Source organism: Polaribacter glomeratus (assembly GCF_002954665.1).
GTDB classification, from domain to species: Bacteria; Bacteroidota; Bacteroidia; order Flavobacteriales; family Flavobacteriaceae; genus Polaribacter; species Polaribacter glomeratus.
Window position 1 is genome coordinate 2063577 of sequence record NZ_MSCM01000001.1, and the last position, 26457, is coordinate 2090033.

26 protein-coding genes are annotated in these 26457 nt (G+C 31.9%); 10 read left to right on the plus strand and 16 right to left on the minus strand.

The genetic code is table 11. From position 1 onward, the window contains the following. Positions 1–18 precede the first annotated feature (18 nt). A complete protein-coding gene (locus BTO16_RS08810) occupies positions 19–450 on the plus strand; it encodes a YybH family protein (RefSeq protein WP_105021217.1) in 432 nt (143 codons plus the stop codon). Here the strand turns inward: BTO16_RS08810 and BTO16_RS08815 are convergent. The 7 genes from BTO16_RS08815 to BTO16_RS08845 form a co-directional block, all read right to left on the minus strand. Beyond that, on the minus strand, positions 447–1667 hold the full coding sequence (locus BTO16_RS08815; protein ID WP_105021218.1) for a M24 family metallopeptidase: 1221 nt from the start codon (positions 1665–1667) through the stop codon (positions 447–449). The genes BTO16_RS08810 and BTO16_RS08815 overlap by 4 nt on opposite strands. A gap of 39 nt (positions 1668–1706) precedes the next feature. After that, positions 1707–2951 (minus strand): NAD(P)/FAD-dependent oxidoreductase, encoded by a 1245-nt coding sequence (locus BTO16_RS08820; protein ID WP_105021219.1) that lies wholly within the window; start codon positions 2949–2951, stop codon positions 1707–1709. A 20-nt stretch (positions 2952–2971) separates the two neighbouring features. Beyond that, positions 2972–3334, minus strand: coding sequence for a four helix bundle protein (locus tag BTO16_RS08825; protein WP_105021220.1), 363 nt, complete (start codon positions 3332–3334; stop codon positions 2972–2974). Between the two features lie 43 nt (positions 3335–3377). After that, on the minus strand, positions 3378–4388 hold the full coding sequence (locus BTO16_RS08830; protein WP_105021221.1) for a 4-hydroxyproline epimerase: 1011 nt from the start codon (positions 4386–4388) through the stop codon (positions 3378–3380). After that, positions 4381–6117, minus strand: a complete 1737-nt coding sequence (locus BTO16_RS08835; protein ID WP_105021222.1) for a DUF885 domain-containing protein — start codon at positions 6115–6117, stop codon at positions 4381–4383. The genes BTO16_RS08830 and BTO16_RS08835 overlap by 8 nt, the downstream gene beginning before the upstream one ends. Before the next feature lie 2 nt (positions 6118–6119). Further along, positions 6120–7700: an aldehyde dehydrogenase (NADP(+)) gene (locus BTO16_RS08840; RefSeq protein ID WP_105021223.1), complete on the minus strand. Its 1581-nt coding sequence runs from the start codon at positions 7698–7700 to the stop codon at positions 6120–6122. 207 nt (positions 7701–7907) lie between these two features. Beyond that, entirely contained in the window at positions 7908–8822 is a 915-nt protein-coding gene (locus BTO16_RS08845) for a dihydrodipicolinate synthase family protein (protein ID WP_105021224.1), read from the minus strand. A 172-nt stretch (positions 8823–8994) separates the two neighbouring features. Between BTO16_RS08845 and BTO16_RS08850 the strand changes: the two genes are divergently transcribed. Beyond that, positions 8995–9843, plus strand: a complete 849-nt coding sequence (locus BTO16_RS08850; protein WP_105021225.1) for an AraC family transcriptional regulator — start codon at positions 8995–8997, stop codon at positions 9841–9843. 37 nt (positions 9844–9880) lie between these two features. On the opposite strand, the gene BTO16_RS08855 is transcribed toward BTO16_RS08850, so the two are convergent. Continuing rightward, positions 9881–10255: an MmcQ/YjbR family DNA-binding protein gene (locus BTO16_RS08855; RefSeq protein ID WP_105021226.1), complete on the minus strand. Its 375-nt coding sequence runs from the start codon at positions 10253–10255 to the stop codon at positions 9881–9883. Between the two features lie 220 nt (positions 10256–10475). On the opposite strand from BTO16_RS08855, the gene BTO16_RS08860 reads away from it, so the two are divergent. Beyond that, positions 10476–11456 (plus strand): magnesium and cobalt transport protein CorA, encoded by a 981-nt coding sequence (locus BTO16_RS08860; protein ID WP_105021227.1) that lies wholly within the window; start codon positions 10476–10478, stop codon positions 11454–11456. A gap of 399 nt (positions 11457–11855) precedes the next feature. Here the strand turns inward: BTO16_RS08860 and BTO16_RS08870 are convergent, their stop codons facing one another. From BTO16_RS08870 to BTO16_RS08905, 8 genes are all read right to left on the minus strand, one after another. Then, the gene (locus BTO16_RS08870) at positions 11856–12797 is read right to left on the minus strand and encodes an alpha/beta fold hydrolase (RefSeq protein WP_105021229.1); all 942 of its coding nucleotides are present in this window, start codon (positions 12795–12797) and stop codon (positions 11856–11858) included. A gap of 3 nt (positions 12798–12800) precedes the next feature. Beyond that, entirely contained in the window at positions 12801–13550 is a 750-nt protein-coding gene (locus tag BTO16_RS08875) for a cyclase family protein (RefSeq protein ID WP_105021230.1), read from the minus strand. Between the two features lie 18 nt (positions 13551–13568). Further along, positions 13569–14702 (minus strand): radical SAM family heme chaperone HemW, encoded by a 1134-nt coding sequence (hemW, locus tag BTO16_RS08880; protein WP_105021231.1) that lies wholly within the window; start codon positions 14700–14702, stop codon positions 13569–13571. A gap of 131 nt (positions 14703–14833) precedes the next feature. Further along, positions 14834–15199, minus strand: coding sequence for a four helix bundle protein (locus BTO16_RS08885; protein WP_105021232.1), 366 nt, complete (start codon positions 15197–15199; stop codon positions 14834–14836). Between the two features lie 116 nt (positions 15200–15315). Then, complete coding sequence (gene ruvC, locus BTO16_RS08890; protein ID WP_105021233.1) at positions 15316–15867, minus strand: crossover junction endodeoxyribonuclease RuvC; 552 nt, start codon at positions 15865–15867, stop codon at positions 15316–15318. Between the two features lie 461 nt (positions 15868–16328). Continuing rightward, positions 16329–17033: a tRNA (5-methylaminomethyl-2-thiouridine)(34)-methyltransferase MnmD gene (gene mnmD, locus BTO16_RS08895; RefSeq protein ID WP_105021234.1), complete on the minus strand. Its 705-nt coding sequence runs from the start codon at positions 17031–17033 to the stop codon at positions 16329–16331. Positions 17034–17077: 44 nt separating this feature from the next. Beyond that, the gene (locus tag BTO16_RS08900) at positions 17078–17200 is read right to left on the minus strand and encodes a type II toxin-antitoxin system PemK/MazF family toxin (RefSeq protein WP_146105371.1); all 123 of its coding nucleotides are present in this window, start codon (positions 17198–17200) and stop codon (positions 17078–17080) included. Positions 17201–17516: 316 nt separating this feature from the next. Continuing rightward, positions 17517–18026, minus strand: a complete 510-nt coding sequence (locus BTO16_RS08905) for a DUF4920 domain-containing protein (protein WP_105021235.1) — start codon at positions 18024–18026, stop codon at positions 17517–17519. 110 nt (positions 18027–18136) lie between these two features. Between BTO16_RS08905 and BTO16_RS08910 the strand changes: the two genes are divergently transcribed. The 7 genes from BTO16_RS08910 (at position 18137) to BTO16_RS08940 (ending at position 25245) form a co-directional block, all read left to right on the plus strand. Beyond that, entirely contained in the window at positions 18137–19192 is a 1056-nt protein-coding gene (locus tag BTO16_RS08910; protein WP_105021236.1) for a branched-chain amino acid aminotransferase, read from the plus strand. Positions 19193–19732: 540 nt separating this feature from the next. Next, the gene (locus BTO16_RS08915) at positions 19733–21178 is read left to right on the plus strand and encodes a RimK family protein (protein WP_105021237.1); all 1446 of its coding nucleotides are present in this window, start codon (positions 19733–19735) and stop codon (positions 21176–21178) included. Positions 21179–21180: 2 nt separating this feature from the next. Then, entirely contained in the window at positions 21181–22407 is a 1227-nt protein-coding gene (locus BTO16_RS08920) for a glutamate-cysteine ligase family protein (protein ID WP_105021238.1), read from the plus strand. Continuing rightward, positions 22404–23108, plus strand: coding sequence for an N-formylglutamate amidohydrolase (locus BTO16_RS08925; RefSeq protein ID WP_105021239.1), 705 nt, complete (start codon positions 22404–22406; stop codon positions 23106–23108). The genes BTO16_RS08920 and BTO16_RS08925 overlap by 4 nt, the downstream gene beginning before the upstream one ends. 291 nt (positions 23109–23399) lie before the next feature. After that, on the plus strand, positions 23400–24554 hold the full coding sequence (gene xerA / locus BTO16_RS08930; RefSeq protein ID WP_105021240.1) for a site-specific tyrosine recombinase/integron integrase: 1155 nt from the start codon (positions 23400–23402) through the stop codon (positions 24552–24554). Positions 24555–24619: 65 nt separating this feature from the next. Further along, positions 24620–24853 carry a hypothetical protein gene (locus tag BTO16_RS08935; protein ID WP_105021241.1) on the plus strand — a complete coding sequence of 78 codons (234 nt, stop codon included), beginning with the start codon at positions 24620–24622 and terminating at the stop codon, positions 24851–24853. 2 nt (positions 24854–24855) lie between these two features. After that, positions 24856–25245: a hypothetical protein gene (locus BTO16_RS08940; protein WP_105021242.1), complete on the plus strand. Its 390-nt coding sequence runs from the start codon at positions 24856–24858 to the stop codon at positions 25243–25245. Positions 25246–26457: the final 1212 nt, after the last annotated feature.

The window sequence follows — 26457 nt, forward strand, 5'->3', positions numbered from 1 at the left end:
TTTAAAAGTAACAGTAGTATGAAAAAATTAGTATTTTTATTCGCGACGATTTTAGCGCTTTCTTCATGTTCAATAGCAACTGAAGAACAAGACAAAAAAGACATTTTAGCCATTATGGATGCGCAACAAATAGCTTGGTCTAAACATGATTTAGAAGGTTTTATGCAAGGATACTGGAAATCGGATTCTTTAAAATTTCATGGTAGTAACGGCGTAACACTTGGTTGGGATAAAACTTTAGCAAACTACAAAAAAGGCTATCCAACGCCTGATCATTCAGGAATATTAGAATTTAAAATTAATGATATTTCTAAAATCAATGAAGGCGCTTATTATGTAATGGGAGCTTATCATTTAAAAAGGAATGTTGGTGATGCTAAAGGCATATTTATGATCATCTTTAAAAAGATAAATGGTGAATGGAAAATTATCGCTGATACTTCTTCTTAATTTTCTTCTGAATATCCAAAAGGATTACTGATAGAATGCATCGGTTTTGTAAACCATTTTGGCCCTTGTTTTGTAATATAAATATGGTCTTCTAATCGTATTCCAAATTTATCAGGGACACAAATCATCGGTTCGTTACTAATTGTCATTCCTATTTCTAAAATAGTATGATCATTTCTTACGAGATAAGGCCATTCATGAATTTCTAATCCAATTCCGTGGCCAGTTCTATGTGGTAATCCAGGTAACTTATAATCAGGTCCTAAATTGTGAAATTCTAATATGACTCTAGCTGCCGCATCTATATCTGAACAAGTATTACCTAATTGGGCGGCATCAAATGCTGCTTGTTGCGTTTCTTTTTCGATGTTCCAAATTCGAGTTTGTTCTTCATTTGCTTTTCCAAAAACATAGGTTCTGGTAATGTCAGAAATATAATCGTGCAACACACAACCAGTATCAACTAAAACAACTTCGTTTTCTTCTAAATCTTTTGGCGATTTTACGCCGTGCGGAAATGATGAATCTACCCCAAATAACACAATACAAAAATAAGAACCTGAAGGAATTCCGTATTTTATATGTGCATCGTTAATAAAATCAGTTACTTCTTTGGCTGAAATTCCAACACGTAAAATTCTTGCTACAGCCTTCTGAACTTCTAGAGTAATATTCATTGCTTGTTGCATAATTGCAATTTCAGCATCCGATTTAATCATTCTACAACCGGCGGTAATTGGTTTTGCATTTACTAATTTGTATGAGTTTTGACAATTTTGAATTCCGTCAAAAACAAAAAATGGCGTAGCTTCATCCATCGAAATTTTTCCAGAATCGAGACCATTCTCTTTTAGCAAAGATGTAAATAATTGATAAGGCGATTCATGTTCTTCCCAACCACAAACCGTACCTTCAATCAACATAAAATCGAAAATTGTTCCTTTTTCAAACTCAGGAGCAATGTAAATAAGTGTGCCGTTTGCAAACAACAAAGCACCAACCATACGTTCGCTCGCATTCCATTTCATTCCTGTAAAATAAAACAAGTTTTTACCAGAATGCAAGTACAAAGCGGGTACATTTTGTTCCTGCATTAATTGACACGCTTTGTCAATTCTCTGTTGAAATTCTTCTTTCTGAATTGGTTTTACAAAATTCACGATTGGTTTAATTGCCGCTAACTCTTCTTTTATTGTTGAACCTCCTATTCCTATCATTGTGTTTTTTTACGTATCCGTATGTATTTTAATATTATCTTAAAATTTTCTATCCACATGAAACGGATTGATATCTAAAGATGTTTTTTTATCAGCAATTATTTCTGAAACCAGTTTACCCGTTGCTGGTCCTAAACTCCACCCCATCATGGCGTGCCCGGTTGCAAAGGTTACATTTTTACATTTGGATGATTTTCCAATATAAGGCAATCCGTCTGGAGAAAGCGGGCGTAAGCCGCATTTTGCATCGTCTATTTCTTGCTGATTTATTTTTAAATTTGGATAATACTGTGCCGCAGCTTTTGCAATTGCGTTAACTCTAACTGGGTTTATGTTGTGATTAATTCCTCCAATTTCCATAGTTCCTGCAAAACGTGTAAATCCGTTCATTGGTGTAACCGCTACTTTTGCCTCCATTAAAATTGCGGGAATTGTAATCTTCGTTTCTCTATCAACATTAATTCGATATCCTTTTCCTGCTTGCACAGGGATGTTGATATTCAATTTTTTAGCTAAATTTTGAGACCAAGAACCCGTTGCTATTACAAATTCATCTGCTTTTAAGATCTGATTTTCGGTAGTTACAGAAACTACTTTATCACCTTTAACTTCAATATTTGTTACTTCTTCATTTGCTAAGATAGTTACGCCTACTTTTTCTAAATAACTCTTTAACTGCGGCATAAATTCATTGGGCGTCATGTGCGCATCTGAATGGTAATATACAGCACCTTTGATATTTAAAGCTACATTTTTTTCAATTTTAAGAACTTCCTCTTTTGATAAATTTTCAACTTTTAATCCTAAATCGATTGCTTTTTTACCAACATTCCATTCTTCCTCACCCGCTTTTTCGGTTTGATAATACATTAACAATCCTTTATGCTGATGAAAAAAATCGAATTCTTTTGATGCTTTTAGTTCTTGATACAATTCTCTGCTTAGTAAATTAATATCCTTAATAACTGGTAGTGCTTTCTCAACTTTTGATGCTGTCGCAGACTTCTTAAAAGCCAATGTCCATTTTAAAAAATCCATATCTAAACGTGGTTTTACATAAAAAGGGCTTTCTGAATTAAACATCCATTTTATACCTTTATTAATCATTCCAGGAGCAGCCAAAGAAATTATATGACTTGGCGTAATATAACCTGCATTTACGTAAGAAGCTCCGCTAGAAAAATCAGATTTATCTACCACCGTTATTTTATAACCTTCTTTTTGAAGATAATAAGCGGTGCATAAACCTATAATTCCGCCGCCAATAATAATACAATGTTTCATTTAATTAATGAGTTAATGAATTAATTACTACTTGCACTTTTTCTAGCTTTTGAAACAATCTTAAGAATTTCCAAAGCTTCATCCATTAATGGTTTTACTTGAACCTCTTCAACAAAACCAGCATCTTTAAGCATTTCTAACCAAAACAATGTTTCATCAGCTTCTTCAACAACAATAGACATTTTTGAAAAAAATTCTTTTTGAGAACGAGCAATACAAGCTGCTCTATAATTTGCAGCAGTTGTTGTAACTGAACGTATTAACTGCCTGCCAATAACTCTTGTAGAATCTGTTTTTTGTATTTTATCGTACAATAAAATTACATCCAAAGCTAGTTGTTTAGTTCTCTTTTTTAGTAGTTCTACAAATTCTGATTTACTCATAGTTAATTCATTTTATCATTGTTTCAATAATTCATTATTTTTATCAAATCACTTGAAAACCCAATGCATACGGATCATCATCAGTATCAATGGTAATGGTGTTTTGTCCGTAAATCTTTGCCCAACCTTTTACGCTTGGTATTATTGCTTTTTGATTTCCTATACATGTTTCTGCTTCTACTTTACCTGTAAAAGTACTTCCTATATAACTTTCGTGAATAAATTCTTCGCCCACTTTTAATTTTCCTTTGGCAAACAATTGGGCTAACCTTGCGGATGTGCCTGTGCCACACGGACTTCTATCAATGGCTTTATCGCCATAAAAAACAGCATTTCTTCCCTGGGAACTTGCATCAATCGGAGTTCCTGTCCATAATAAATGAGTTACATTTTTAATAGTTTCGTTTTCTGGATGTATAAACCGATTTGTATATTTTTTATTAATTTTTTCTCTTAATCCTTGGGATAATTGTATGATTTTTGATGCTGTAAAATCTTGAATTCCGTTAAAATTTTTCTGCGGATCCACAATTGCATAAAAGTTTCCACCATAGGCAACATCAAAAGTAATTTCACCTAATTCTGGGCAATCAATCGTTAAATTTTCTGCCGCTAAGTAACTTTTTACGTTGGTTAATTTTACCCATTCCACTTTGTTTTCGATTTGTTTGTATTCTATTTCGACCAAACCAGCAGGCGCTTCCATTCTTATTTTTCCGGGTATTTTTGGCGTTATCAAACCTTCTTCAATGGCAATTGTAATAGTACCAATTGTACCGTGTCCGCACATTGGCAAACAACCCGAAGTTTCTATAAATAAAATAGCAAAATCGTTTTCTGGATGGTGAGGTTCATACAAAATTGAACCACTCATCATATCATGCCCTCTAGGTTCAAACATTAACCCTTTTCGAATCCAGTCGTATTCTTTTAAAAAATAAAGTCTTTTTTCGTTCATGGTTTTCCCTATCAAATCAGGACCTCCACTTTTTATAACTCTCACAGGGTTTCCGCAGGTATGCGCATCAATACAAACAAACGTATGTTTACTCATTTTTTGTTTTCTGGATATAATTGTTGATTCGTTCTTCTAAAATTGCCAATGTAACTGTTCCTTGCTCTAAAACAATTTCATGAAAAGTACTAATATCAAAATTTTCTTGCAGTTCATTTTCGGCCTTTTTGCGCAATTCTCTAATTTTCAACTCTCCTATTTTATAAGACAAAGCTTGCCCTGGCCAAGAAATGTATCGATCCGTTTCTGTGTTTATTTCATGTAGAGAAAGTGCCGTGTTTTCTGACATATAATTAACAACTTGTTCTCTCGTCCAGCCTTTTGCATGAATTCCTGTGTCTACCACCAATCTGCAAGCGCGCCACATTTCGTAGGTATATTTCCCAAATTGTTCATACGGCGTTGTGTACATTCCCATTTCATCCGCTAAAAACTCTGAGTACAAACCCCAACCTTCTCCGTAGGCTGATAAATACAAATCACGTCTAAACTGCGGAATGGAATCACCCAATTCGTTGTTCAAACTGCCTTGTAAATGATGACCAGGAACGGCTTCATGTACTGTTAAAGCGGGCAATGTGTATAAAGTTCTGCTTGGTAAATCGTAGGTATTTACCCAATAATAACCCGGTTCTGTACTGTTTTTTGAGGTGCCAACATAACGACCACTTGTATACTTTGGTGCAATTGCATCTGGAACAGGCGCAACTCCGTATGGTTTTCTAGGCAAAGTTTTAAAGAATTTTGGCAATTGTGCATCTGCTCTTTTTGCCATATCTCTAGCAATTAGTAACAATTCTTTAGGCGATTTTGCGTAAAACTGTTCATCTGTTCTTAAAAATTTTAAAAAGTCAGAGAAACTTCCTTTAAAGTTTAGATCAGCGATAACTGTTTGCATTTCTGCTTTAATTCTTGCCACTTCTTTTAAACCTAATTGATGAATAGCATCCGCAGTATATTTGGTACTTGTGGTATAAAAATTAATTCTATTTTGATAAAAAGCAGCTCCGTTTGGAGTTTCTGACACACCTAAACTTGTTCTCGTTTTTGGCAAGTATTCCGTTTCGAAAAAGGTTTTAATTTTTTGAAATTGCGGAATTACAGTTTTCTCAATCGCTTCTTTTGCAGCCGTTAAAATCGAATCTTTTTGTTGATTTGTAATCGTTGTTGGTAAATTTTCAAAAGGTTTGTAAAACGGACTTTCTTTAAAATTACTTACAATATGATCGTTGTAAGTAGACTCATATCCTTTAAAAATAACTTTTGGTTGCGAAACTCCTTTTGCTAAACCTTCTCTTAAGTTTACAAAATTCTGCGTTACAAATTCTGGCAACGAATTTAACTTAGACAAGTAACTTTTAGCATCGTGATAGTTATAAATAGGTCTAATTTCATAATTTAAACTACTATGAAAACCTGAATCTGATAATAACGGATTTAGAAATTGTTCAAATTTGTAGTAATCTATTTGATCTTGTAAAACGAATTTTAAAAGTTTGGCCGAAATTTGTGCTGTTTCAGAAAGTTCAGCCATTTTAATGCACTCAAAAGACAGCAATTGACTTTCTGCATATTCCGCTTCTGCTTTGTAAAATGCTCTTGTATAAATTCCTAAAGGATATTTTTCTTTATCATACGCTTCTCTTTCTTCATATGATTGTATCAAGATTTTTAGCTCTTGTGATGAACTCTCACATTTTTCGCCTCCTGAATTACAAGAAGTTAATATTGAAAAACTGATAATGAAACAAACTTTAAGAAATTTCATTTTTATATTTTTTTAGTAGTTCTTAGTCCGTCGATTGTTCTAAAAATTGACATCGAATTTTCGTTTTGCAATTCTTTTGGCAGCAACTCATTTGGCCAATCTTGATAACTAAAAGGGCGCACCCAACGTTTTATAGAATTGATACCAACTGCCGTAAATCTGCTATCTGTAGATGCAGGATAAGGTCCGCCATGAACCATCGATTCGCAAACCTCAACCCCTGTTGGCACACCGTTAAAAATAATACGACCTACTCTATTTTGTAACGCAGAAATTACATTTTGGTAGTCAGAAATTTCATTCTCATCAGCAATTACAGTTCCTGTTAATTGTCCTTCTAAATTTGCAATAACCTCTTCTAATTCTGATGCATTTTTACACTGAACAATCATAGAAAACGGTCCGAAAACTTCTAAATGTAAAGTAGTGTTTTCTAAAAACGTTTTCCCGTCTACAGTAACAATAGCTTGTTCTGCATAATTGTTTTTTATGGTAGATGTGTAGTTTGCAGTGACCGAAACCTTCTCTTGAGAAACTATTTTTTCTTTGTTTGTCGTGTATCCTTTTTTGATATTTGGATGCAACATACAAGAAGGATTTATTTTAATAATTTCTTCGGATACAGCTGCAATAAAATTGGATAAACTTTCGCTTTTAATCCCTATCAATAAACCCGGATTTGTACAAAACTGACCCGCTCCTAAAGTGATAGAACCTGCATAGGTTTTTGCTATTTCTTGGTATCTATTTTCTAATGCTTTTGGTAAAATTATTACCGGATTGATGCTTCCCATTTCTGCAAATACCGGAATTGGTTCTGCTCTTTTTGCTGCTAAATCTAACAACGCTCTTCCGCCTTTGATGCTTCCTGTAAAACCAACTGCTTTTACTTTTGGATGTGCTACTAATTGCTGCCCAACTTCTATTCCGCTTGAATTTAAATTAGAAAAAACACCATTTGGCATTCCTGTTTTTTTGGCTGCTTTTACAATTGCAGACGCTACTAATTCGCCCGTTCCTGCATGCATTGGATGCGATTTTACAAGTACTGGGCAACCCGAAGCCAACGCTGCTGCTGTATCGCCGCCTGCTGTTGAATAAGCCAATGGAAAATTACTAGCGCCAAAAACAACAACGGGTCCAAGCGGAATTAACATTTTTCTGATATCCGATTTTGGCATTGGTTCTCTGTTTGGTTGTGCTTCATCGATTGTTGCTTCTACCCAAGAACCCTCTGCAACCAAATTTGCAAAACTTCTTAATTGCCCAATTGTTCTGCCTCTTTCGCCTTTTGCTCTTCCTTCTGGCAAACCTGATTCTGAACAAAAAGTTTGAATTAACAAATCGTCTAAAGCCAAAATTTCGTCTGCAATTGCGTTTAGAAATTCGGCCTTTTTAAAGCCAGAAATAGTTCTGAATTCCTTAAAAGCTGCCGCAGCTAAATTTACAGCTTCTTCAATTTCTATCGAAGTTGCCTCTACAAAAACCGTCTCATTTTCTTGGTTCAATTCTGGATTGAATGTTTTGTATGTTTTTGTTCCTGTGGCAGCTAATTGATTGCCTATATAGTTTTTTCCTGTCATGTATTAATTTTTATTTAACTGATTTGTGTTAGGGATTGAAACGGCATCCTTTTTATAGCTGTCATAAATAGCATTTAGTTTTAGATTATGAGATTGCCACAGTTTACAAAAAAGTAAACTTTGCAAAGACAGCTATAAAAAGATAAAGTGTAAAGCCCGACTTAATTTTGATTTTTTTCAAAATTAAGGAACACCCAACTTATTATTTTATAAATTTTTATACGCTGGCAACGTTGGTCTCGTTTTTAAACTGCTCTCAATAATTTGAATTACGTTTTTGCGTTCATCACCAAAAAGCGGCAAACGTGGCGCTCTCACATTTTCTGTACCTATATTTGTGTACACTTCTGCCAACTTTATATTTTGCACTAATTTAGGGTTAATATCTAACTCTAACAAGGGCAAAAACCAACGATAAATTTCGATTGCTTCTTTGATTCTTCCTGCTTTTTGAAGCTCGTAAATAGCGACCGTTTCTGCCGGAAAAGCACACACCAACCCAGCAACCCAGCCATCTGCGCCCATTAACAAACTTTCTAAAGCAATCGTGTCTACACCTGTCATAATCTTTAATCGCGTGCCAAACTTATTGATAATTCTAGTAATGTTTGTAGTGTCTCTGGTTGATTCTTTTACTGCCTGAATGTTTTTACATTCCAACATTTCATCAAACATATCTAGCGTTACTTCTATTTTATAATCTACCGGATTGTTGTAAATCATAATTGGTAAATCTGTGTTTTTAGCCACTTCTTTAAAATAAGTTACGGTTTCTCTATCACCAGACTTATAACGCATTGGCGGCAAAATCATTAAACCACTCGCACCGTCTTGCTGCGCTTGCTGTGCTGCATAAATTGCGCCTTTTGTAGATTGCTCGGCAATGTTCATAAGTACCGGAATTTTACCTTCCACAACTTCTAAAGTACTCTTCGTTAATTGTCTTTTTTCTGATTCTAAAAGAGTGCTTGCTTCGCCCAACGTTCCGCCTAAAACAATACCATGAACACCTGCATCTACTTGTGCTTTGATGTTGGTTTGAAACATTTTTAAATCAAGTTTATCGTCTTTTGTAAACTTTGTAGTTACTGCTGGCATTACGCCTTCCCAATTGAATTTCATTTTTATGTTTTTTTTGATGGATTAAAATTAAGAAAATTCACGCTTTTAAAATACTATTAAATTATTCACTTTTGATAGTATAGTATCCAAAATAGTGTTATTTAAGTAAATTATGAATATTTTTGTATTATTAATAGCACATGATGGGCTACTGAAAATAAATTCAGCATAAATGAAAGTACTTCCTTTTAAAATTCCGAAACCAGAGAATAACGCACTCATTTATCAAGAAGATATTGAGGTCGTTTTTTACGATCAATTGCATCAACATGATGAAATTCAGATTAGTTTTATTGAAAAAGGAAATGGAACTTTATTAGTTGGTGATAAAATTTCTAGCTACGCCGAAAATGATATTTTTATTATTGGCAGCAACTTACCACATGCTTTTAAAAGTGATAAAAATGTAATCACAAATTCTAAAATGTTAACTTTATTTTTTACAACCTCTTCTTTTGGAGAGCATTTTTTTGAACTGCGTGAGTTTGCAGAAATCACTACCTTCTTTTCAAAATCATTGCAAGGTTTGGCTGTTAAAACAAATAAAACAGCACTTATAGAATCTTTTTTAAAATTAAAGAACGCAACGAAACTAGCTCGTTTTATTTTGTTTTTAGAAATTGTAAAAGTGATTTCTAATTCAGAAACGGAACCACTTTCTAACTTTGTGTACCGCAAAAAATATTCTGATATTGAAGGAAAAAGAATGCGGACTGTTTTCGATTTTACCATAGAAAACGCGCATCAAAAAATTACTTTGGAAGAAATTGCAACGATTGCTAATATGACTAAAAATGCATTTTGTAAGTATTTTAAAAAGAGAACCAATAAAACGTATATCAGTTTTTTAACGGAGCTTAGAATTGAAAATGCCTGTCAGTTTTTAAAATCTAAAGACGAATTTTCTATTGCAGAAGTTGCTTTTAAAAGCGGATTTAACAATATTTCTAATTTTAATAGAAAGTTTAAAGAAGTGAAGAATGTAACGCCTTTCTCGTATCGATCTTCGAACGGAATATAAGATTCCTAAATCATAATTATTTTAGGAATGACCATAGTTATTCTTCTAATTTTTCTAATTCTACTTTTGCTTTTTTTGTTAATCCGTTTACCACCAAGTTATACGAATGATTGATAAGTTCTCGAACCAATGCATCAGAAACATCTGCAGAATTAATAGTAACGGTATTCCAATGTTTTTTATTCATGTGCCAACCAGCGATAATTCCCTCATATTCTCCTCGAAGTTCTTCTGCTTTTTCAGGATTACATTTTAAATTGATTTTCTGTTCGCCTTTTTCCCAAGAGTCTAAACCAACCAACGCAAACATTTTATCCATCACCTTAAATACGAGCGTTACGTTATCAAAAGGAAAATGGTCTGTTACTCCTTTTTTTGCGATGCAAAAATCTCTGACTTGTTCAATGTTCATTTTCGTTGTTCGTTGTTCGTTGTTCGTTGTTCGTTATTCGCTGTTCGCTGTTCGCTGTATTCTAAAGTAAAAATAATAATCAATCTACAGATTATTAAGAATATATTTTAGGCATAAATCCAAATAAATTAAGCAAAATTTTTATTTTCTTATTCATAAATTCTTCTGATGTTCATTTTAAAAAGTATCTTTATACCTCAAATTTACAAATCTTTTTTAGATGGAAAACACGTTTTTAAACAAAACAACACTTATACAATATTCTGATAAAAATTATGAGAAATCTAAATTTTCATCGCTTTCACAAATAAATTTATCCGATAATTCAACGGATACAAAATGGATAAATACTTACGGATTTGATTTTCATGATGAGTTTAAAACTATTATTTTAGATAATAATTTAGACGATTTTTTAATTAAATTACTGATGGAAGAAGAGCATGACACCAAAGTAATTTTATTAGATGACCTTTTATTTGTAAGTATTAATGTATTAAAAACAGATGAAAAAAAATTAGATCAAGAAAAAATGATTTTTATTGTTTCTCCTAATTTTCTATGGAGTATTCAAGAAAAACCCGGTGATTATTTTGGCTGGATTCGCCAACGTTTAGAGGACAATAAAGGGATTGTTAGGAAGAAAAAAACAGATTATTTATTGTATTTAATTATTGAGGCTATCATCGATAATTACGAAGAAACTTATTTAAAACACGAAGAACTTAGTGATGCTATTTTAGAAGCAACCAATATAAGACCAACACCAGATTTTACGAACTTAGTAGAAAACAGAAAACAAGAATTATTTACGTTTAAAAAAGCAGCAATTAGTTTAAAAAACACGATTGTAAAGCTAGAAAAAGTTAAAATTAAAGGTGTAAATACCAAATATTTTAGTGAGATAAAAGAGCAAACGATCAACTTAATTGCAGATATTGATTTTGAATTGCAAGAGCTAGAAAGTAAAATAAATTTAATTTTTAGTATACAAGGTCATCGTTTAAATGAAGTGATGAAAACCTTGACAATTTTATCTGTGATTTTTATTCCGTTAACTTTTTTAGCCGGAATTTACGGTATGAATTTCGAGAATATTCCTGAGCTAAAGTCACAAAATGGTTACTATATTTTATTAGGAGTTATGGTTGTAATTTCTGTTTTGGCTGTCTGGTATTTTAAACGCAAGAAGTGGTTTTAGAAACTAGTTTTTAGTTTTTAGTTTTTAGTTTTTAGAAATTAATTATTTGACACGGATTTTACGGATTTTCACAGATAGATGTCAACTTGTTATTATTTAAAAAAAAAATATTGAATTCTTACTTTGGATTCTTGCCTGCGTGGTTATGATGAAAAAGCATTTTAGCTATTCGTCCTTGTGAAAATAATTTTTAGATACATCATTAGAGAAATAATACCGAAAATAACCAAAAACCATTTTAAGATATTGAAAAATATAAAATACCCAAATACTTTATAAGAACCACTATTTTGAATTTGAACTATTGTTGAATTTACTCTTTCTGAATTTTCTATAAAAAAATATAAAAGCAAGGAAATTATTGAAATCAATAAAAGTTTAAAGCTTCTCTTATTCGCTTTAATCATTTAAAAAAGTATTTAAAATAGCTAAACTTTCCATAGGATTTTCTTCCATAGGCACGTGACCAGAATTTTCTAAAACAACTAATCTTGAGTTGGGTAAAATGTTGTTCATTCGTTTTCCATTGTCTAAAGGAATCCAAGTATCTTTTGCTCCCCAAATTAATAATGTAGGTATTTGTATGCTTTTTAATTTTGCTAAATTTGCTTTTTCTCCTAATTTAAAATCAACTTTTGCTCTGTCTATAAATGCCTGTCTGTTGCCAACTCTTAATGCCATTTTATGATAACGCGTAATTAAAGCATCAGTAATTTTAGTTTTATCAGCATATACTTGCTCCATATTTTTTCTGATGAAAAACTTGGGAGTTACATATAAAAAAAGCGAATTTAAAACGGGCGTTTTTGCCATTTTAAAAATTGCTGGCTGCGGTTTGTTTGTTGGTAATCCGCTTGCATCTACCAAAATTAGTTTTTCTATTTGTTCAGGATATTCTGCAGTGTAATTCCAAGCAATATTTCCGCCTAAAGAATTACCCGCTAAGTAAAATTTATCAAGCTTTATTTTTAATAAAAACTGATGTAAAAATTGTGTGTATCCCTCAATAGAATAGTCTGCATTTGCATTAGGCCCCGTTAATCCAAAAGCAGGCAAATCCATCCGAATAACTCTAAAGTTTTTAGAAAGTGCTATTGTCCAATCATTCCAAGTATGCAATGAAGACGCCGTTCCGTGTACTAAAACAACTGGAAAACCTTTGCCTTCATCCCTGTAATGCACTTGCATTCCGTTAATTTCTATAAATTTAGAATGCTCATTTGCGTATTCCTTTTTTAAATCATCCGCAGAAATATCTGTATAAGATCCATTGTATATCAACACCAAAAGGATGATTATAATTCCGAGAAAAACCTTCTTTTTAGCACTAATTTTCTTCATGAATTAGTTCATTATTTTATACAAAATTGGCTTACTTGGTGTGGCATCATTTTCAAAAGGCGCAATCATTAAATTTAATAAATACTCACCATCTTCGACCGAATTTGGCACAAAAATAAACTCTGTAATTGTAGCGTCCATTCTTACTTTTCCTGCGGTATTCCAGAAAGCATTATGCGCTAATAATTTTCCACCATCGTTTTCTTTATCCACAGAAGGCAAATCAATTAACAAATGTTTAATTCCTTTTTCTCGCAAATAAATAGCCGCTTCTTCTAGCAAATACGTAGGATTTGTATTCGAATATCGCTTCTTCTTTTTGTCTATTAAATTAGGTAAAGTTCTAATTACAATAGCATCTCTTTTCTTGTTTCTTAAAGCAGTTTTTAGTTGCTTTTCTGAAATGACAAAATCGCCATTTAACTTTTCCGGCGCAACCGTAACCACCTCTGCAACAAAGAAATAATGTTTTAAATGCTGATTTACAGAATGCACTATTTCTGTAATATGACCAACACATTCTGTGTGTGTAATATGAGAATGAGGGTTGAAATGGATGTTGTTAAAATTAACAACTGCGCCACTTGAAACTTTTACTTCTTCACCATCAAATTCTTGTGGAAAAATCTTTGGATCATCAATATACCAAGCATTTATATGCTGTTTTGTAACGTCTATCGCAATAGAAATATCGATAGGTTCAGAAACATCGATTTGTATTTTTCTTGAGTTGTATTCTATAGTCGCCTTCATATATGCTTTTATTTTATTTTAAACTTCGTTTATCATGAACAAATCAGAAGCGATTCCATCAGAGAGAAACTTACCTTTTTTGGTTGTTTTTAAAATTCCGTTTTCAATATACACTAATTCTTGTTCAATGTGTTTTTTTGATTGCTTTTCTAGATATTTTATATATTTTTCGCCAAACTCATTTTTAATTTTATTAAAAGAGACACCCCAAATAGTTCGTAAACCTGTCATCACATATTCGTTATACGTATCTGTTATTGATAAGGTTTCTCTTTCTATTGGCAATCTGTTTTCGGCGATTGCATTGATGTATTTCGAGTTATTTCTTACATTCCAACTTCGTTGAGTTCCATCAAAAGAATGTGCAGAAGGTCCTATTCCTAAATACGATTTCCCCAACCAATACGATGAATTATTTTGACTAAAAAAACCTTCTTTGCCAAAGTTAGACGTTTCATAATGCACAAAATTAGCCTTTTCTAATGCATCTATTAAAATATGAAATTGTTCTTGCGCTTTTTCATCATCCACATTTTTGATAATTCCCTTTTTAATAAAACTTGCCAACGGTGTTTTTGGCTCAACCGTTAATGCGTAACTAGAAATATGTGGCACTCCAAAACTCAATGCCGTTTGTATGTTTTCTTGCCATTCTTGGTTGGTACAGTCGGGAACTCCGTAAATTAAATCCACCGAAATATTAGCAAAATAACGAGTTGCCAGCATTAAACATTTTTTTGCTTCATCGGAATTATGCGCTCTGTTCATCAGCTTTAAATCCTTCTCAAAGAAAGACTGAATACCAATACTTAATCTATTTATAGGAGACTTTGAAAGTTCCATTATTTTTTCTTCGGATAAATCATCCGGATTCGCCTCTAACGTTATTTCTGGATTTTCTACAACTACAAAGTTTTTATAAACGGCATCAATTAAAGTTTCAATTTCTTCGGTTGATAAAACACTCGGTGTTCCTCCGCCAAAATAAATGGTTTCTATAATTGTGTTACCGAGCTCACCTTTTCTTAATTCAATTTCCTTAACAAGCGCGGCAATCATATCCTCTTTTTTCTTTAAGGACGTAGAAAAATGAAAATCGCAGTAAAAACATGCTTGTTTACAGAATGGGATGTGTATGTAGATTCCGGACATATTTTTTATATTTTTAGTAATCAGTTTTCAGTAGCAGTTTTCAGTAGCAGTGGCAGTATTCAGTTTCAGTAGCAGTTTTCAGTAGCAGTGGCGGTATTCAGTTTCAGTTTTCAGTTGCGAGGTTCAGTTTATTATTTTACACCAAATTTACTGGGGTTATTAATCATATAATTTATTAATTTTCCGACTTCTTCATTTTCTGTTGATAAGTTTTCAAATGTATTTTTATCTAAATATTCGCATTTTAAAGCAAATAGTAACCAGGTATAGGTCTCCGAATTTTCAGCATCAGAATCACTTAATTTACTTGCAAAATGTCTTGGATATTGTCTTTTCCTATAAGTTTCAGAAATATTTGCAGAAACACTTCTAGATGATCTTCGTATTTGATCGGTTAAAGCATATTTTTCTTCTTTTGGAAAAGATTTTGATTCTTCAAAAATCTTCATCGCCAATGCAAAGGATTTTTTAAATGCTAATAAATCTGTAAAACTCATATAATTTATTTTAAAAAAACGACTTCAACAAACTGCTACTGAAACTGCTACTGAATACTGAATACTGCTACTGAATACTGAAAACTGCTACTAAAACTGAAACCTAAATTTCATTTCTATTTAACTCTCTTCTCATTTTGTTTCACAAAACTAGCCCAACCAGAATAGCTTTTACTACCAACTACTTTTCCTGAATTGTAAAAATGACAAACTGCTGCTGCTAATCCGTCTGTGGCATCTAAGTTTTTTGGTAAGGTTTTTAAATTTAAAAGTGATTTTAGCATCAAAGCAACTTGTTCTTTGCTGGCATTTCCGTTACCCGTAATTGCCATTTTTATTTTTTTTGGTAAATATTCTGTAATAGGAATTTCTCTAGACAAACCTGCTGCCATTGCAACCCCTTGGGCTCTACCCAATTTTAGCATCGATTGTACATTTTTACCAAAAAAAGGTGCTTCAATAGCAATTTCGTCTGGATTATAGGTGTCAATCAATTCGATGGTACGTTCAAAAATAAGTTTTAATTTTAAATAATGGTCGTCGTATTTTTGAAGTAGTAATTCGTTCATTTGAATGAATTCCATCTTTTTACCTACAACTTTAATCAACCCAAAACCCATAATTGTGGTTCCTGGATCGATGCCTAAAATAATTTTTTCTGTGATCAAACTTGCTTTTTATATAATGATTGCCTACAAAGTTAACCTTTTCTAATGGTTAGTAAAAGAATGTAGTTGTTGATAATTGCTTTTAATTTCTAAGCAATTATAGCCCAATTAAATATTTCGTAAAGCTCTAAACTAGGCATCTGTTTAAGCGCTCCCAATTTTTTTGAAGGAAGCGAATGTCTTAATTCCAAACTCAAGATAAACTCCAAGCAGCAAATAGCTTACAAAAAAATAATTTTTTAAAATAAGGCTGAAAGAAAGTTTTCTGCCTTAAACCACAGAAATACTGCGATGATTAGAAGTATAATCAAAATTAAGCCTTTTGCCGGTTTTGATTCTTTGTTTTTACCAAATTTTCTTTTGAATTCCATTGCTTTTCGAATTGTTAATTGGTTCGTGCTCGAACTGTTTTACTTAAAATGTAAAGCTAGCAAAAGTTCTCGAGAACTGCATCTTGCAAACTAACCGATGTTGACTGTTTTTGTTGCACGCAACATTTCTCTTTTTCCCGGAGGTCCTGCTAATCTTTCTACTGTAAACCCAACTGCTTGCATGGCTCTTCGAACGCTTCCTTTGGCGCAATAAGTTACTAAAACTCCTTCACTTTTTAAAGCGTTAAACATTTTTAAGAAAATAGCTTCTGTCCATAATTCGGGTTGATGTTCTGCGCCAAAAGCATCAAAATAAATTAGATTAAATGTGTTTTCGTCTTCAATTTCGCTAAAAAATTGTTTTCTTTTGGTGAGCTTGAAATCAGTAGAAACAAGATGTTTTTCGGCCCAAGTAACGGCATGCATTTTATCAAAAATAGCTTGGTGTGCTGGTGCTTTAAGCTCTGAAACATAATTTAGTTTTTGAACTTCATTTGCTATAACAGGATAGGCTTCTACCCCAACATACTCAATTTTTATATCGTGTTTTATTCCTTCTAAAAAAGTGATAAATGCATTTAACCCTGTTCCGAAACCTATTTCTAAAATGGAAATATGCGTTAGAGTACTTTCGCTTTTCAGCGAAATTGTCTCAAGAATTTTATCTAATCCGCTTTTTATAAAAACATGATAGGCTTCTTGTATTGCGCCATGTTTAGAGTGGTAATTTTCATTCCAATCTGGTAAATGAATGGTTGTAGAACCATCGGAGGTTATTCGAATTTCTCTTTTCATGATTGCAAATTGATTTTTTTGAGATGTTTAAATAAGAGCTAATTTTAATCTACAACTATTTCACGAATCACATCTTTACATTTCTGCATTTCAGATTTCGATAATTGATTAAAACTTTTAATAATTCGTAATTTGTCGATAGTTCTAATTTGATCAATCGCAATCATTTCTACCTTGTCTTCTATGTTATATTTTTCTAAGATCGTTTTGATTAAACGTAAAACCTTTTAAATTTAAGGTTTTTTATAATTGCTGTTTCCAGACCTTTATTTTGTAATTATAAAGTTGGTACAATTTCTTTAATCAGAAAAAATTTTACAGAGATACCAGACGGATTTAAAAAATTGACTCTTGTTTGTTTAGAGCTTATGGTTAGTGTATTAAGAGCGAAATCGAAAGGCTCAAAAAAGCTCAACTGTAGAAAAAGATCGGTTTTGAAATAACAGTTGAGCATTAAATATACTAAAATGAAAAATAGAACTATTATTTTTTCATTAAAACGCCATTTGCTTCAAAAGCAAACTCCTTTTTAGGAACTGTAATTTGTGCTATTTCTTCTTTTGTTTTACCAGCATCTTCTGCATAATGTTGCAATTCTGCCACCGATGTTTCTTTTACAAAAGCTTTACCTTCCACAATGACTTCTCTGTCTTTAGCATCTAAAGGCATAAAAAAACCATAATCTTTAAATGTAACCATCGTTTCCTCTGCATCATTTAAAGGTAGTTTCATCCAACATCCTTTTTTGGTGCACACTTCTTTTATGTTCGACGCAAATTTTACATTTAAAGTATCGCCCACTTTTAGGGTATTAAATTTTGCCAACATCTCACTAGACGTAATTACAGCATCGTTTGTTATTTTGTCTCCAAAAGAATCAAAAGCAACAATTTCTTGTTGTTCTTTTTTTACAGTTTCCTTTTCTAAACTCCCTGTTTTACAACTTGCAAATACAAATATTGCTATTGCACAAAATTTAACCAAATTCTTCATTTTATAGATTTTTAAGTAATATTTACAAATGTAAGAAAATTGAACTTACGCGTAAACTTTGGAGAAATAAATTATGTACATTTGTGTTATAAAAACAATCAATAAAAAGAATGAAGTCTCATATAGAAATTCAACTTATAGAAAAATCGAAGATAGACTCAGTAGATTTTAACAATTTGCCTTTTGGAAGCGTATTTTCTGACCACATGTTAGAAATTGATTTTAAAGACGGCGCTTGGCAAACTCCAATTATCAAACCTTATTCCCCTATAACTTTAGATCCTTCTGCAAAGATTTTTCATTACGGACAATCTATTTTTGAAGGGATGAAAGCTTATAAAGACGCAGAAGGCAAAATGATGCTTTTTAGACCTTTAGAAAATTGTAGACGTTTAAATAAATCGGCAGAGCGTTTGGTAATTCCGCAAATTCCTGAGGATGTTTTCATGGATGGTTTAAAAAAATTATTAGAAGTTGATAGCGATTGGATTCCTACAAACGAAGGTAGTTCTTTATACATTAGACCTTTTATGTTTGCTACGGGTAATGGTTTTCATGCCTCGCCTGCAAATGCATATAAGTTAGTAATTTGTACGGCTCCTTCTGGTGCTTATTTTGCAGGAAAAGTAAAAGTTTTAATTGAAGAAAAATATGCACGTGCTGCTAATGGTGGTGTTGGTTTTGCAAAAGCTGGTGGTAATTATGCTGCACAGTTTTACCCAACGCAATTAGCAATCGAAAAAGGATACAATCAAGTTATTTGGACGGATGACAACTCGCATCAGTTTATTGAAGAAGCGGGTGCAATGAATATTTTTGTTCGTATTAACGACACTTTAATTACCAGCCCTACTAGTGACAGAATTTTAGACGGAATTACCCGAAAAAGTATTTTGCAAATAGCAGAAGATGCTGGCATTAAAACAGAAGTAAGAAAAATTTCTGTTGGTGAAGTGGTTGAAGCTGCTAAAAACGGAAATTTAAAAGAAATGTTTGGTGCAGGTACTGCGGCAGTAATATCGCCAATTGCTGGTTTTGGATATCAAGAAAATGATTACGATTTACCAGAATTAGAAAATCCGTTTGCATCTCAATTAAAGAAAAAAATTACAGATATTCAGACAAATAAGGTAGAAGATCCTTATGGTTGGAGAGTGTTTTTGTAGTGTTCAATTGTCAGTGATCAGTTGTCAGTTATCAATAAACAGGTATCAGTTATCAGTCTCAGTTGGCAGTTTCAGTTGGTAGGTACCTGTTTTCAATAAACAGACTTATAATTTTATAAAAAAGCATCAATTTAAAAGTTGATGCTTTTTTTGTGCCTTAGAGTTTCGAATGAAATCCTGTATCGAAATGCGTCTTATAATTAAATTATGCAAAGATTCTCAATACAATTTTGATATAGAATCTGAACGACACAAAATTACAATTAATATGAGTTAGAGGTAAAAAAGGTTCTCGATACAATTTCGATAAAAATCGAAACCCCTCGAACTAAAAGCACATAAAATTAAGCTTGATAAAAAAATTGTTACATCGAGTGAAATTCTTTTTTCAAGAATTTTGTATCAAGAAGTTTTTTGTACCTTAGGGTTTTCATCATAAATAGTGGAACTTTTAGCTATAAAATATTTTAGGACTCATGTAAAACATGACCAAAATTGCTATAATTTTGTTTCAATTTAAAACTGTTTTTAAAATCAAAAATGAATAAATACGTTGTTGTAAACCAAGTAGAAAAATGGAACTTTTCCATAGAAAATATTAATGTTATCTCTTCGCAAGAGTATTTAACCAACCCTAAATATTCGTTACTCAAGAGTGCCAGAATCTTTAACCTTTGCAAGGATTACTCCTATCAATCTAAAGGATATTACGTATCCCTTTTAGCAGAAGCTAGAGGTCATTTGGCAATACCTACTATAAAAAATATAGTAGATTTAAAGGCCTTAGAATTGGTGCGAATCGTATCCGAAGAATTTGATGATAATATACAGAATAGTTTAAAAAACATAAAGTCTAGAGAGTTTACATTAAGCGTATATTTTGGCCAAAATGTTGCACAAAAATATAAAGAATTAAGCGCGTTGTTTTACAAACATTTTCAGGTTCCTTTTTTACGTGTAAAATTTAATCACACTACAAAATGGGAAATTCAGAGTATTAGAGCAATCGCAGAATCAGAAATTCCTGCAGATCATTTTGAGAGTGTTCATGAGTTTGCAAACCAGTATTTTTCTAAAAAACGCTACGACACGCCAAAACTTATAAAATCTGATTTCGATTTGGCTATTTTAGTAAATCCCAATGATCCGGCGCCACCAAGTAATGCAAAGGCTTTAAAAAAGTTTATTGAGATTGCTGAGAAAATGAATATTTATGCAGAAATTATTGAACCGAAAGATTTAAGTAGGTTAAACTCTTTTGATGCCTTATTTATTAGACAAAGTACCGAGGTTAATAATGAAGCCTATGCTTTTGCTCGTAAGGCGCAGCAAGACGGCATTGCCATTATAGATTACCCAGATGCTATTTTAAAATGTTGCAATAAAGTGTATATGGCAGAGGCTTTAAACAATGCAAATATTGCCACACCAAAAACGATTATTGTGCATAAAGACAATAGAGACGAAGTTTTGGCAAAAACAGGATTGCCTTGTGTTTTAAAAGCGCCAGATTCTACGTTTTCTTTTGGAGTTAAAAAAGCTAAAACGATAGCAGAGTATAACGAATTGGTTACAAATATGCTTAAAGAGTCTGATTTAATTATTGCGCAAGAATTTTGCCCTTCGGATTATGATTGGAGAATTGGTATTTTAGATGATGAGCCTTTTTATGCCTGTAAATATTATATGGCAAAAGGGCATTGGCAAATTTACAATTGGGATGCTAAAAAGAAAGATGATCAAGATGGCAATGCAGATTGTTTACCTATAGATAAAGTGCCAAAGAAAGTTTTAAAAATGGCTTTAAAATCGGCAAGATTAATGGGCAAAGGTTTATACGGAATCGACATTAAAGTGGTTGATGATGTGCCAATGGTTATTGAAATTAACGACAACCCAAATATCGATTTTGGTGTAGAAGATGCTTTTTATGGAGACCGCATTTATACACAAATATTAATGGCTTTAAAAAATAGATTAGACTAATTATGGGCAAAAAATATCATTTATTTGAAGTGTTTGGCATCGAACTAGAATACATGCTGGTGGCTACAGATACTTTTAAAGTAACACCTATTGTTGATCTTTTGTTAACCAAAAAAAATGGTTCTTTAACTTCGGATATTGAAAACGGAAAAATAGCCTGGAGCAATGAATTGGTTGCACATGTTTTAGAGTTAAAAACAAACGGCCCAACGAATGATTTAAATAATTTATCAGCAAATTTTTATGCAAATGTTGTGGAAATTAATGCTCTTTTAAAAGAGTTTAACGTACAGTTAATGCCAACGGCTTCGCATCCTTTAATGAATCCGGATACGGATACACAATTATGGAAACATAGTTATAGCGAAGTCTACGCGCTTTATAATCGTATTTTTAATTGCAAAGGTCATGGTTGGAGCAATGTGCAAAGTACGCACATTAATTTGCCATTTTTTAACGATGAAGAATTCGAGAAATTACATGCTGCTGTTCGTGTTCTATTGCCTTTAATTCCGGGTTTATGTGCAAGTTCTCCAATTTTAGAGGGTAAAAATACAGGCTTTAAAGACACTAGATTAGAGTATTACAAAACCAATCAGAAAGAAATACCAGAAATGACCGGTAAAGTAATTCCGGAAAATGTTTTTACAAAAAAAGCCTATCATCAAACAATATTTGAACCGATTCAGAAAGCCATTAAACCTTTTGATACAGAAAATATTTTAGACCATCATTTTTTAAATTCTAGAGGTGCTATTTCTCGTTTTGATAGAAATGCGATTGAAATACGTTTGGTAGATATTCAAGAATGCCCAAAGGCAGATATTGCTGTTTGTGTTTTAATTATCGAGGTTTTAAAATTATTGGTGAGTGAAAATTTAGTTTCTTTAAAACATCAGAAAAAATGGAAGAAAGAACCGCTTTTTGATATTTTAAATGATGCCATAAAACATGGTGAAAACTCACTAATTACAGACTTAGACTACCTTCAATTATTCGGATTAAAAGAGGCTACCAATCAACAAAATGTTTGGAAACACCTATTTAATTTGGTAAAAGAGTCTATTGATGCAAGTCATTTAGAAGCCTTGAACACTATTTTAACCCAAGGCACTTTGGCTACCCGAATTTTAAAAGCAATAGATATCGATTTCTCTGAAACTAATATCAAAAAAGTGTATACTGCTTTAGGCGTTTGTTTGCAGAAAAACGAAGTCTTTACTCCATGAAAATCGTATTAACTTGTGAACATGGCGGAAATGAAGTTCCGGTGCATCAACAACATTTATTTTCATTAAACAAGCAAATTTTACATACTCATAAAGGTCTAGACTTAGGTGCACTAGACCTTTTTAATCAGCTAAAACCTTTAGCCGATTTTTCTATAGCGAGCACAACTAGTCGTTTATTAATAGAGCTAAACAGGTCTTTGCATCATAAAAATTTGTTTTCAGATTATTCTAAAACGATTTCTACATCAGAAAAAAAAGAACTCATTGCTTCTTATTATTTGGTGTATCGAAATGAGGTTGAGAATAGCATCCGAAGTTATATTAAGGAAGGGAATGAAGTACTGCATATTTCTGTGCACTCCTTTACGCCTATTTTAAATTCTATTGAACGAAACTGCGATATCGGTTTGCTGTACGACTCGTCGCACACCAAGGAAAAAGCGTTTTGCAATTTACTTAAAAAGAAAATTCTAGCACAAAACCCGCTTTTAAACGTGCGGTATAATTATCCTTATTTGGGCAAAATGGACGGTTTTACAACGTATTTACGCAAACAATTTATATCTAATTATATAGGTATTGAGCTTGAAGTGAATCAGAAATATGTTAGGGAAAACAAATTGGATGTTGAGATTTGTGAAATGTTAGTGAGTAGTTTTGAGGGTTTATTTTTTAGTGATGGTATTAGTGATCTATAATGTTTTGCACTGCTTGTTTCAGTTTCTACAAGTAGTTTTCAGTAAATAGTTTAAAGTTTTTCTTAAGTTAACAAATACATCTGAAACTGTCTTTTTAGTTGGTTATTTAGATTTTAAAGCGCGTTTATATTTTTGTAATTCACGATATTTATTGCCGTAAAATCTTACACATAAAAACTTAATTAAATTCGGTTTACAGCTAAAAGAGACATTTTTAACTGATTAATAACGGAATTAGTCCAATTATCAAAAAAAAAGCTTATTTTTAGAGAGCTATAAAAAAATAAAGAATTGCTATATCCTACTATATTTTTAGAACAAAAAAGTCATAAAAAAGAGCTTAAGCTACTCTTAAAGTTTGAGTATAATAATACTCTTATAAACTTAACTAGAAAATTAAAAAATGCTCGCTGGAGTAAGACTTTAAATAGTTGGCATGTTGATTTCACCCAAGAAAACATAGCACTTATTACCAAAACTTTTAAGGATATTACCCCTATTAATTCTGATAAATTACCAAAAAAAGAATTATTTAAACGGAATTTAACTGATTCAGAAAAAATGCTTTTGAATGATTTTTATTTGTACTTAAAAGGAAAAAGATATAGCCAAAGTACTCTACAAACTTATACTTTTTTTGTTGCTGATTTTATTAATTTTTACACAAAGAAACCCTTAGATGAACTTACAAACAGAGATGTAGAGCTTTTTATCGAAAAAGTTTTTATAGAACGTAACTATTCGGTAAGTTCACAAAGGCAATTTATAAGTGCCTTAAAATTATTTATTGTTTTTTATCCGCAGACAAAAATTAATGATTTGGTTTTAGTAAGGCCTAAAAAATCTAGAAAACTGCCAAGTGTTTTGTCTCAAGAAGAAGTTTTAACAATTATACAATGTACACGAAATTTAAAGCACAGAGCTATTATTGCTTTACTTTATTCTTGCGGATTACGAATTAGTGAATTGATTAACTTAAAGTTAGCCGATTTTCATATTGAGAGAAAACAGCTTATTGTAAAGAATGGCAAAGGCAGAAAAGATAGATATGTAAGTTTAGCGGATAGTTTTTTACCGCTTTTGTCTAATTATTACCATTCTTATAAACCTGAACTCTATTTTGTCGAAGGGCAAAACGGCGGTAAATACAGTTCAGAAAGTGTTCGACAATTTTTAAGAAAGAGCAGTTTGAGTGCAAAGATTAAGAAAAATGTGACTCCGCATACCTTAAGACACAGTTATGCAACCCATTTATTAGAAAATGGTGTTGATATTAGATACATACAGTCGTTGTTAGGGCACGCAAAACCAGAAACAACGATGATATATACACATGTTAAAAGAAAAGATTTAATGGATATTCAAAACCCATTAGACATTGCTTTAAAGAAGATAAACAACCGCGATAATGAAAAGGGAAATCTTTTATTATCCGGTGATATTTAACCTAAATACAATATATTTGATTGCATATAAACCGTTGTGCAACATTTGAAAAACATATAGATAATATGAAAATATACCTTTCAAAATCTCATTCTGATGATGACGAATTTTTTCCTGACCAAGGAAAATTAGGAATTATCTTTTCATCAAAAGATGACATTTTAAAATTATGCGGTTTTTTTGAGAAGGTCAAAAGCCACATTGAAAATAACGATAATTGTCATATACATTTTAGAGATAGTTTTTCGGAGTGGAAAAAAGAAAGACATATAGATTTAGAAATTAACGTGGACAATTAATTATGAAAAGTAATCTGATAGAACATATTAAATTCATTCTAATTGATGCAATAAATGATGATATTCAAGGAATTTATGAACTGAATAATTCTGTAAAAAAATATTACCCTGAATTAGAAACTCAAAACGGAACTGTCTTTGTTTGTGGAAAAATATTATCTGAACTGATTGCCGACAACTATGTAGGAGTTTTTAAAATGACCAACCCCAAATTTGAAAAAATTGAATCTATTAATAATGAAATCGGACAAAAAATCGCATCGGATAAAACTAATTGGACTGAATACCAAAATGAATGGATTTACGGAATTGAAAGTGTGAACGTGAAAAAATCGGTTGAATTGGAAAATGTATTATACCAAAAAATAAAAACGTTGCACAACACCGTATAAAATTAATTGCTAGCAAATCGCTTATTTAGGAAAGTCCAAACGGACTTTCTTGGTTCGTGTTTTATTTACTAAGTTAGTCGCTTATAACACGCAACTAACCTTATACAAACACGTTGTAAGTAATTGGCGAAAATCCTCAAACTGAATAAATTTATAGTTCAATAATCTTAAATCTCTCTATTTTTAGAGTTCGGAAAAAAATGAAAACTGTTGAACACTCTTTCGCTAATTGGAATTTTATCAAAACGCAAAATTTACAAAGTTTGCGGAATTGAGCAACTTTCGGAATTAAGGAAGTTTGAGGAATTAAGCAGGTTTTCAGAATTGAGCTACGTTCGAAATTAAGCAAGTTTGCGGAATTTTTACTTATTTAAAAAATAAAGAAAATATCTAAATTTCAGAATTGAGCAAAATAAGGAATTTAAACAGTTGCGGAATTTTCACTTTTTCGGAAAACAAAAACCAAGCAAAAACTGAGGAATTAAGCAAAAGACGGAATTAAAAAAGTTAGAAAAATTAAAGAAAATGGGATAATAAATAAACAACTACTTACAACACTGTGCATAATTTATTGCTTTATAGTTTTTCTTGCGAAAATCCTCGGAATCGTGAAAGTCTGTGTTTTATTAATTAATTTTTCGTTAAATTTACGCAACAAACCATGCACAAATCCGTTGTAAAAAACAGGGGGAAGTTATAATTTAAGACCAATAGTTATTTAAAAAAACATTTAGCTTTAAACCTTTGAAAACCAAAATAGGAAAAAAATGTTTGAAAAAATAGATTTTGGAACACTCTTTCGCGAGTCAAAATTCTGAAATGACTTTGTTTCTTTTTGGAGTTTTAAAATGTTGAAAAAAGGAAAAAGTTGACGGAATTTTGCTAATGTGGGAAATTATCAAAGCGTTTGAATTTACTCAAACGCTGAAAAACCAAAATTGTGGAATTAAGCAGCTTTCGGAATTATTTTCTTTGTGGAATTTTTACTCAATATTGCCATTTAGAAAACTGGAGAAATTGGAAACAAGAGTTAATAAAAAAGGGGAATTAATAGAATAGAAAAATTAATGGGAGAATTAAAGCCTGCATTTTACAACACCGTGCATAATTTATTGCTTTATTGGTTTTTCTTGCGAAAAACCTCGGAATCGTGAAAGTCCGTGTTTTTTAATTAATTTTTCGTTAAATTTACGCAACAAACCATGCACAAAT

Coding starts and splice junctions, on each gene's coding strand:
- BTO16_RS08810 (WP_105021217.1), top strand. CDS start 19: ATGAAAAAATTAGTATTTTTATTCGCGACGATTTTAGCGCTTTCTTCA.
- BTO16_RS08815 (WP_105021218.1), bottom strand. CDS start 1,667: ATGATAGGAATAGGAGGTTCAACAATAAAAGAAGAGTTAGCGGCAATT.
- BTO16_RS08820 (WP_105021219.1), bottom strand. CDS start 2,951: ATGAAACATTGTATTATTATTGGCGGCGGAATTATAGGTTTATGCACC.
- BTO16_RS08825 (WP_105021220.1), bottom strand. CDS start 3,334: ATGAGTAAATCAGAATTTGTAGAACTACTAAAAAAGAGAACTAAACAA.
- BTO16_RS08830 (WP_105021221.1), bottom strand. CDS start 4,388: ATGAGTAAACATACGTTTGTTTGTATTGATGCGCATACCTGCGGAAAC.
- BTO16_RS08835 (WP_105021222.1), bottom strand. CDS start 6,117: ATGAAATTTCTTAAAGTTTGTTTCATTATCAGTTTTTCAATATTAACT.
- BTO16_RS08840 (WP_105021223.1), bottom strand. CDS start 7,700: ATGACAGGAAAAAACTATATAGGCAATCAATTAGCTGCCACAGGAACA.
- BTO16_RS08845 (WP_105021224.1), bottom strand. CDS start 8,822: ATGAAATTCAATTGGGAAGGCGTAATGCCAGCAGTAACTACAAAGTTT.
- BTO16_RS08850 (WP_105021225.1), top strand. CDS start 8,995: ATGAAAGTACTTCCTTTTAAAATTCCGAAACCAGAGAATAACGCACTC.
- BTO16_RS08855 (WP_105021226.1), bottom strand. CDS start 10,255: ATGAACATTGAACAAGTCAGAGATTTTTGCATCGCAAAAAAAGGAGTA.
- BTO16_RS08860 (WP_105021227.1), top strand. CDS start 10,476: ATGGAAAACACGTTTTTAAACAAAACAACACTTATACAATATTCTGAT.
- BTO16_RS08870 (WP_105021229.1), bottom strand. CDS start 12,797: ATGAAGAAAATTAGTGCTAAAAAGAAGGTTTTTCTCGGAATTATAATC.
- BTO16_RS08875 (WP_105021230.1), bottom strand. CDS start 13,550: ATGAAGGCGACTATAGAATACAACTCAAGAAAAATACAAATCGATGTT.
- hemW (WP_105021231.1), bottom strand. CDS start 14,702: ATGTCCGGAATCTACATACACATCCCATTCTGTAAACAAGCATGTTTT.
- BTO16_RS08885 (WP_105021232.1), bottom strand. CDS start 15,199: ATGAGTTTTACAGATTTATTAGCATTTAAAAAATCCTTTGCATTGGCG.
- mnmD (WP_105021234.1), bottom strand. CDS start 17,033: ATGAAAAGAGAAATTCGAATAACCTCCGATGGTTCTACAACCATTCAT.
- BTO16_RS08900 (WP_146105371.1), bottom strand. CDS start 17,200: ATGATTGCGATTGATCAAATTAGAACTATCGACAAATTACGAATTATT.
- BTO16_RS08905 (WP_105021235.1), bottom strand. CDS start 18,026: ATGAAGAATTTGGTTAAATTTTGTGCAATAGCAATATTTGTATTTGCA.
- BTO16_RS08910 (WP_105021236.1), top strand. CDS start 18,137: ATGAAGTCTCATATAGAAATTCAACTTATAGAAAAATCGAAGATAGAC.
- BTO16_RS08915 (WP_105021237.1), top strand. CDS start 19,733: ATGAATAAATACGTTGTTGTAAACCAAGTAGAAAAATGGAACTTTTCC.
- BTO16_RS08920 (WP_105021238.1), top strand. CDS start 21,181: ATGGGCAAAAAATATCATTTATTTGAAGTGTTTGGCATCGAACTAGAA.
- BTO16_RS08925 (WP_105021239.1), top strand. CDS start 22,404: ATGAAAATCGTATTAACTTGTGAACATGGCGGAAATGAAGTTCCGGTG.
- BTO16_RS08935 (WP_105021241.1), top strand. CDS start 24,620: ATGAAAATATACCTTTCAAAATCTCATTCTGATGATGACGAATTTTTT.
- BTO16_RS08940 (WP_105021242.1), top strand. CDS start 24,856: ATGAAAAGTAATCTGATAGAACATATTAAATTCATTCTAATTGATGCA.